The following is an 8,444-nucleotide window of genomic DNA, read 5'->3' on the forward strand; positions in this document are numbered from 1 at the left end:
CGCGTTGGAACGGTACGGCATGGACTCCGTCATCGCGGTCGGCGTGATCGCGGAACTGGAGAAGACCTTCGGACCGCTGCCCCGGACCCTCCTGCTGGAAGTCGAGAGCGTCCGCGAGCTGGCCCGCTACCTCGCGACCGACCACCCCCAGGCACTGCGCGTGCTGCTCGGCGAGCCGGCCGCCCCCCGCCCGGCCGCGCTGCCGGAGCCGCAGGCACCGGCAGCTCCGGCTCCGGAGACGGCATCGGTGACGACGACGACGGCGGCACCGGCACCGGCACCGGCACCGGCACCGGCGGATCGCGTCGAAGCCGTGGCGCACTGGTCCGGCCGTGACCAGGACATCGCGGTCATCGGCATCACCGGGCGCTACCCGCAGGCCGAGGACATCGACGCGCTGTGGGCGAATCTGCGCGCGGGCAAGGACTGCGTCACCGAACCGCCGACGGACCGCTGGGACGGCACCACCGGCGCCTGGGGCGGCTTCCTCGACGGGATCGACCGGTTCGACTCGTTGTTCTTCGGGATCTCGCCGCGCGAGGCCGCGGCGATGGACCCGCAGCAGCGGTTGATGCTGGAGACCGTGTGGCAGCTGCTGGAGCAGAGCGGCGTGACCCAGGACGCCGTCGAGCGACGCTACCGGCGGCGTGTCGGTGTCTACGTCGGGGCGGCGTACCAGCTGCACCGGGCGGACGAGTCCGATCCCGCGCTGGCGGCGGTCACCGAGGCGACCTCGTACAGCATGATCTCCAACCGGGTGTCGCAGTTCTTCGGCTTCGAGGGCCCGAGCCTCGCCCTGGACAGCATGTGCACGTCCTCGACCCTGGCCGTCCACCTCGCCTGCGCCGACCTCCAGCGCGGCGAGACCGAACTGGCCGTCGCCGCGGGCATCAACCTCACCGTGCATCCCGCCAAGTACCGCGCGCTGGCCGAGATGCAGCTGCTCGGCAGCCATCCCGGCAGCCGCAGTTTCCGCGACGGTGACGGCTTCCTGCCCGCCGAGGGCGTCGGCGCCGTGCTGCTCAAGCCGCTGTCCGCCGCACTGCGGGACGGCGACACGGTGCACGCCGTCATCAAGGGCACCGCCTCCCTGCACAGCGGCCGTTCCAACGGCTTCATGAAGCCCAGCTACCGCGCCCAGGTCAGCGTGATGCAGCGGGCGTTGGAGAAGGCCGAGGTGGGCGCCGACACCATCGGGTACGTCGAGGCGGCGGCCAACGGCAACCCGCTCTCCGACGAGGTCGAGCTGCGCGCCCTGCGCGAGGTGTTCCGCGGGGTAACCGAGCCGGTCGCGCTGGGCAGCGTGAAGTCCAACCTCGGCCACCCCGAGGCGGTCTCCGGCCTCGCCCAACTGACCAAGGTGATCCTGCAACTGCGCCACCAGGAGCTCGTGCCGTTGGTGGCGGCCGGAGTTCCGAACCCGAACCTGGACTTCGAGGGCACCGCGCTGCGCCTGTGCGAGGAGCTGGAGACCTGGCGGCCGAGCACCACGACGGCCGGGCGGGGTGCCGCCGCACCGCGCCGGGCGCTGATCAACTCGGTGGCCGCGGGCGGCAGTCTGGCCAGCCTGGTGGTGGAGGCCCCGCCGGCGGTCGAGGTCCCCGCGGCGGATCCCGACGGGTCCGGCCCGCAGCTGGTGCTGCTGTCCGCCAGGACACCGCAGCGGTTGAGGACCGCAGCGGAGCGGCTGCACGCCTTCCTGGAGGCCGACGCCGAGGTGAGCCTGGCCGACGTCGCGTACACCTCCCAGCTGGGCCGCGAGGCGCAGCCGGAGCGGCTCGCCGTGCTGGCGGGCTCCGTGCCCGAGCTGCGGCAGGCCCTGGCCCGGTACCTGGCCGACGGCTCCACGGGTGCGCCCGTCGCAGCCGGGAGCGGGACGCCGACCGCACCGTTCCACCTCGGCAACGCCGAGCAGGGTGCGGGGCCGTTGGGCAGCGTCCTGGCCGGCCCCTCGGGCGAGGCGTTCCTCGCCGGTCTGGTCGCGGACCGCAACCACGAGCACCTGGCCGAGATGTGGGTCCGCGGCATCGACATCCCCTGGCAGGGTCTGCACCGGGCGCCCCGCCGGCTGGTGCCACTGCCGCCGACCTGGTTCGAACCGGCACGGCACTGGGTCGGCAGGTCGCCCGACGCCCCCACCCCGGCGGCGGAGGCGGTCACGGACCGTCCGGTCACCACGGTGCCCGACCGGTCCGAGGAGCCCCGGTCCGACGGGTCCGGCAAGCACGGCACCCCCGGTGTCGAGCAGCCGCCGGCCCCCGCGCTCACCGACACCGAGCGGTTCCTGGTCGGCGCCTGGTCGGAGCTGCTGCAGATCGACGCCGAACAGATCGACGTGACGAGCGACTTCCTCACCCTCGGCGGCAACTCGCTGCTGGCCACCCGCCTGATGAACCTGGTGAAGGCGCGGACCGGCACGGAGCTGCCCGGCCACGTGGTCTTCGCCGCGTCGCGGCTGTCCGAGCTGGCCACCACGTTGGAGACGTACATCCCGGCCGCGACGGACGGGCTCAAGGCAGAGCAGTCGATCGTCGACCAGATCGCCCTGGTCGAGAACATGAGCGCCGAGGAACTGGACGCGCTCCTGAACAGCGGGAACTGAGGAGAAGGACGACGATGACCGCCACCAATCAGGAACACGGCGGGCTGGAGTTGGTCCAGCGGTTCAGGACCCTCTCGCCCAAGCAGCAGCGCGCGGTCCGGGCGCTGCTCGTCAAGCAGGGTGTCGACCCGTCGCTGCTGGACGTCATCCCGCAGGTACCCCGATCGGCCGACGAACTGTTCCCCTTGTCGTCCACTCAGCAGCGCCTGTGGTTCCTCGCGCAGCTGGACGGGCCGAGCGCGGCAGCCGCCTACAACCTCCCGGGCGCGACCCGACTGCGGGGGCCGCTGGACGTGCCCGCGCTGGTCCGGGCGCTGGACGCCGTGGTGCAGCGGCACGAGGCCGCCCGGACCCGGTTCGTGGTCAAGGACGGCGTCCCGTACCAGCAGGTGGGTGACGGCCGGGAGTTCGCGCTCCGCACCGAGGAGCTCGCGGACCCGGCGCGGCTGCCGCTGCTGATGGAGCGCGAGGCGACCACGCCGTTCGACCTGGAACGCGATCCGCTCATCCGGGCCCGGCTGCTCCGGATCTCCGAGCAGGAGCACGTCCTGCTGGTCACCATGCACCACACCGTGTGCGACGGCTGGTCGTACCGCGTCATCAACCGCGACCTCGCGCTGGTCTACGAGGCCTTCCTCGCGGGGCGCCCCGACCCCTTGAAGCCGCTGCCCGTCCAGTACGCCGACTTCGCGCACTGGCAGCGGGAGTGGTTCACCGGCGAGGAGTACGCGCGCGGGCTGGAGTACTGGACGCGGCAGCTCACCGGGCTCGACCCGAGGCTGTCGCTGCCGACCGACCGCCCCCGCCCGCCGGTGAAGACCTACAACGGGGCGCGCGAGGCGTTCCGTTGCCCGCCCGAGCTCGTCGACAGGCTGCGGGCCGTCGCGACGCGGCACGGGGCCACGCTCTACATGACCCTGCTGGCGGCCTACAACGTGGTGCTGCACCGCTACACGCAGCAGACGGACATCGCCGTCGGCACGGTGGTCGCGAACCGCAACCGGCCCGAGGTGGAGGGGATCGTCGGCTACTTCGCCAACACCCTGGTGATCCGGACCGACCTGACGGACGACCCGACCTTCACCGAGCTGCTCGCCCAGGTGCGCACCACCACCCTGGCGGCGTACGACCACCAGGACATCCCGTTCGAGGCCGTGGTGGACGCGCTGCAGCTGGAGCGCGACCTGAGCCAGCACTCACCCGCCTTCCAGACGATGTTCGTGCTGCAGGAGGCGCAGGCCGAGACGGTGACCAGGGTGGGCGGGCTGGAGCTCCGCCTCCTCGACATCGAGGTCCCGGTCGCCAAGTTCGACCTCACCTTCGAACTCCAGGAGACCCCGGACGGGCTGGTCGGGACCCTCGAGTACAACACCGACCTGTTCGACCGGGAGACGGTCCAGCGGCTGGTCCACCACTACACCACGATGCTCGACGCCGTCGCGGACGAGCCCGCGGGGCGGATCTCCCGCCTGCGGATGCTCGATCCGGCCGAGCGCCGGCGGGCGCTGCTGGAGTGGAACGAGCTCCCGCCGGACGTGGAGTCGGCCGAGCGGTGCCTGCACCAGTGGTTCGAGGAGACGGCGTCGGCGACACCCGGTGCGGTGGCGGTGACGTACGGCGACGTGACCCTGAGCTACGCCGAGTTGAACGCGCGGGCCAACCGACTGGCCCGCCGGCTGCGGCGGTTGGGGGTGGCCCCGGGCGTCCTGGTGGCGCTGTGCCTGCCCCGTACCGAGCAGATCCTGGTGAGCGTGCTGGCGGTGCTGAAGGCGGGGGGCGCATACCTCCCGCTGGACCCGGCCGTTCCGGCGGAGCGGCTGGAGTACGTGCTCGGGGACGCCGCACCGCGGGTGCTCCTGGTGGACGGCGCGGTGCCCGAGGGCGTCACGTGGTCCGCCGGACCGGTGCTCGACGTGCGGGCGGACGCCGGGCAGTGGGCCGACGAGTCGGCCGACGACCTGGTGGCGGGCGAGGTGGGGTCGGCGCCGACCGACCTGGCGTACGTGATCTACACCTCGGGGTCGACCGGCCGGCCCAAGGGCGTGATGATCGAGCACCGGAACGTGACGCGGCTGCTGACGGCGACCCGGCAGTGGTTCGACTTCGGGAGCGAGGACGTGTGGCCACTGTTCCACTCCTTCGCCTTCGACGTCTCGGTCTGGGAGATGTGGGGTGCGCTGCTGCACGGCGGCCGCCTGGTGGTCGTGCCGCAGGCCGTCACCCGCAACCCGCACGAGTTCTACCGGCTGCTGTGCTCGACCGGGGTGACGGTCCTCAACCAGACCCCGAGCGCCTTCCAGCAGCTGATCCCGGCGCAGGGCGAGGACGGCGCGCCGCACCGGATCCGGACCGTGGTGTTCGCCGGTGAGGCGCTGGACGTCGCGGCGCTCGCGCCGTGGCTGCGGCGCCCGGCCAACCGCGGCACCCGCCTGGTCAACATGTACGGGACCACCGAGACGACCGTGCACGCGACCTACCGCGTGGTGACCGAGGACGACCTCGGCAGCGCGGCCAGCCCGGTCGGGCGGCGGATCCCCGACCTGCGCACCTACGTCCTGGACGGGCACGGCGAACCGGTCCCGGTCGGCGCCGTCGGCGAGATCTACCTGGGCGGCGCCGGCGTCGGACGCGGCTACCTGAACCGCCCGGAGCTTACCCGCGAGCGCTTCCTGCCCGACCCGTTCAGCGGCCGCCCGGGCGACCGCATGTACCGCACCGGCGACCTGGCCCGCCAACTGCCCGACGGCTCAATGGAGTACCTGGGCCGCAACGACGACCAGGTCAAGATCCGCGGCTTCCGGATCGAACTCGGCGAGATCGAAGCCGTCCTCGGCCGGGACCCCGGCGTGCGCTCCTGCGTGGTCACGGCTCGCGAGGACCAGCCGGGTAACAAGCAGCTGGTCGCCTACGTGGTCCTGACGGACCGGCGGGACGAGTCGGAGCAGCGCACGGAGCTGCGCCGACTCGCCGAACGCGCGCTTCCGGAGTACATGGTCCCCAGCGCCTTCGTCGTGCTGGAGGACCTGCCGCTCACCAACAACGGCAAGCTCGACCGCAGGGCCCTGCCGGCTCCCGGGATCGACGCGTACACCCAGCGGGAGTACGTCGCGCCGAGCACCGCCACCGAGCGGGCACTGGCGGCCGTCTGGGCGGACCTGCTGGGCTTCGAGGAGGCCCGGGTCAGCGCGCACGACAACTTCTTCCAGCTCGGCGGCCATTCGCTGCTCATCACGGTGCTGGTGGCCAGGCTCAAGGAGCTCGGCCACGACGTGTCGGTCCGCAGCGTGTTCAGCAGCCCGACGCTGGCCCGGCTGGCGACGGAGATCGACGCCGGCCCGGCGGGCCCGGCGTACCGGACGCCGCCCAACCTGATCCCCGACGGCTGCGAGCGGATCACCCCGGACATGCTCCCGCTGGTCGACCTGAGCCAGCAGCAGATCGACTCGATAGCGGCCGCCGTCCCCGGCGGCGCGCCCAACATCCAGGACATCTACCCACTGGCGTCCGCGCAGGAGGGCATCCTCTTCCACCACCTGCTCGACCCGGACAACGACCCGTACCTGGTCTCCCTGCTCCTGGTCGCCGAGAACGAGCAGGTGTGCGCCGGATTCACCGAGGCGCTGCAGAAGCTGATCGACCGGCACGACGTGATGCGCACGGCGGTGGTGACCACCGGACTGCCCGAGCCCGCGCAGGTCGTGTACCGCAGCGCCCGGCTGACGGTGGACCGGACCGTCCTGGATCCGCACTCCGACATCGAGCAGCAGGTCGACGCCCTGCTGAACCAGCCCGCGCGGATGCGGGTCGACCAGGCTCCCATGCTGCGGCTGCTGGTCGCCGAGGACCCGCACGCCGATCGCCGGTACCTGCTGCTGAGCGCGCACCACCTCGTCGAGGACGCCACCACCCTGTGGCTGTTCCTCAAGGAGATGGCGGTCCACATGGCCGGCCGCAGCGCGGAGCTGGCGCCCGCACCGCCCTACCGCGACTTCGTCGCGCACAGCCGGCACCAGACGGCGTCGGCCGACGCGGAGGCCTACTTCCGGGCCGTCCTCGGCGACGTCACCGAGCCGACCACACCGTTCGGACTCACGAACGTTCGCGGGGACGGGCACCAGTACCCGCAGCTGCGCCGGGCCATGCCGGCGGACCTCGCCCGTGACCTGCGGACCCAGGCGGCCCGGCTGCGGACCAGCCCGGCCAGTCTGTTCCACGTCGCCTGGGCCTGTGTCGTCGCCGCCGCGAGCGGGCGGGACGACGTCGTGCTCGGCACCGTGCTGTCCGGACGCCTCCAGGGCACGCCCGGGGTGGAGCGGATGCTGGGCAACTTCATCAACACCCTTCCGCTGCGGGTGCGGCTGGCAGGCCGGACCGTCCGGGAGGTGATCGGCGAGGTCGACGACGGCCTCCAGGAGCTGATCGCCCGTGAGCAGAGCCCGTTGAGCCTGGCGCAACGGTGCAGCGGCCTGGACGTCGACACGCAGCTCTTCAGCGCGGTGGTCAACGTCCGCCACTTCGACGGGGTGCCGGGAGCCGCGACGTCCCCCCTGGAGGACCAGGGCATCCACTGGCAGGGGGAGGCGGACGCGATCAACTACCCCCTGGTGGTGTCGCTGGACGACTTCGGAGCCGAGTTCGCGTACCACGTCCGGGTGGACGACTCGGTGGACTGCGGGACGCTGGTCGACTACGTCGAGACGGCGTTGTCCGGGATCGTCGCCGCCCTCGCCGCCGACGACGGCGCGAGCACGCTCGCGCTCGACGTCGAGGTGCTGTCTGCGGCCGAGCGCCGACGCGTGCTGACCGACTGGAACAGGTCGCCGGAGGACCCGGCCGAGCCGGCCCGCAGCCTGCACGAGTGGTTCGAGGAGGTGGCCGCCAAGACCCCCGACGCGGTTGCGCTCGAGTACGAGGACCGTACGCTCAGCTACGCCGAGCTGAACGCCCGGGCGAACCGGCTGGCCCGGCACCTGCGCGGGCTCGGCGTCGGCCGCGACGTGCTGGTGGCGCTGGCCCTGCCCCGCAGCGAGCAGCTGATGGTGTGCGTGCTGGCGGTCCTGAAGGCGGGCGGCGCCTACGTGCCGGTCGATCCGGCGGTCCCGGTGGAGCGGCTGCGCCACATCCTGGAGGACAGCCGGCCCCGGGTCCTGCTGACGGACGGGCCGCTGCCCGAGGGCCTGGACACCCCCGGGCTCCCGGTGGTGGACGTCCGGGCCGACGCCGATCGCTGGGCGGACGAGCCGAACGGCGACCCGACCGGTACCGGCTCGGCACCGACGGACCTGGCGTACGTGATCTACACCTCGGGATCGACCGGCCGGCCCAAGGGCGTGCTGGTGGAACACCGCAACGTGACCCGGCTGTTCACCGCCACCGAGGACTGGTTCGGCTTCGGGAGCGAGGACGTGTGGACGCTGTTCCACTCCTTCGCCTTCGACTTCTCGGTCTGGGAGATGTGGGGTGCGCTGCTGTACGGCGGCCGCCTGGTGGTCGTGCCGCAGGCCGTCACCCGCAACCCGCACGAGTTCTACCGGCTGCTGTGCTCGAGCGGGGTGACGGTCCTCAACCAGACCCCGAGCGCCTTCCGACAGTTGATCCCGGCGCAGGGCGAGGACGGCGCGCCGCACCGGATCCGGACGGTGGTGTTCGGCGGTGAGGCGCTGGACGTCGCGGCGCTCGCGCCGTGGCTGCGGCGCCCGGCCAACCGCGACACCCGGCTGGTCAACATGTACGGGATCACCGAGACGACCGTGCACGTGACGTACCGCGTGGTGACCGAGGACGACCTCGACAGCGCGGTCAGCCCGGTCGGGCGGCGGATCCCCGACCTGCGCACCTACGT

At 72.5% G+C, this 8,444-nt stretch carries 2 protein-coding genes; both read left to right on the forward strand.

The features are described from left to right. On the forward strand, positions 1 to 2,602 hold a 2,602-nt coding region (locus tag UK12_RS30885; protein WP_045306517.1), incomplete at its 5' end, for a beta-ketoacyl synthase N-terminal-like domain-containing protein. A gap of 14 nt (positions 2,603 to 2,616) precedes the next feature. Next, a partial coding sequence (locus UK12_RS30890) for a non-ribosomal peptide synthetase (protein WP_045306518.1) occupies positions 2,617 to 8,444 on the forward strand: 5,828 nt, incomplete at its 3' end.

The organism is Saccharothrix sp. ST-888, assembly GCF_000955975.1.
In the GTDB taxonomy this organism is placed as follows: domain Bacteria; phylum Actinomycetota; class Actinomycetes; order Streptomycetales; family Streptomycetaceae; genus Kitasatospora.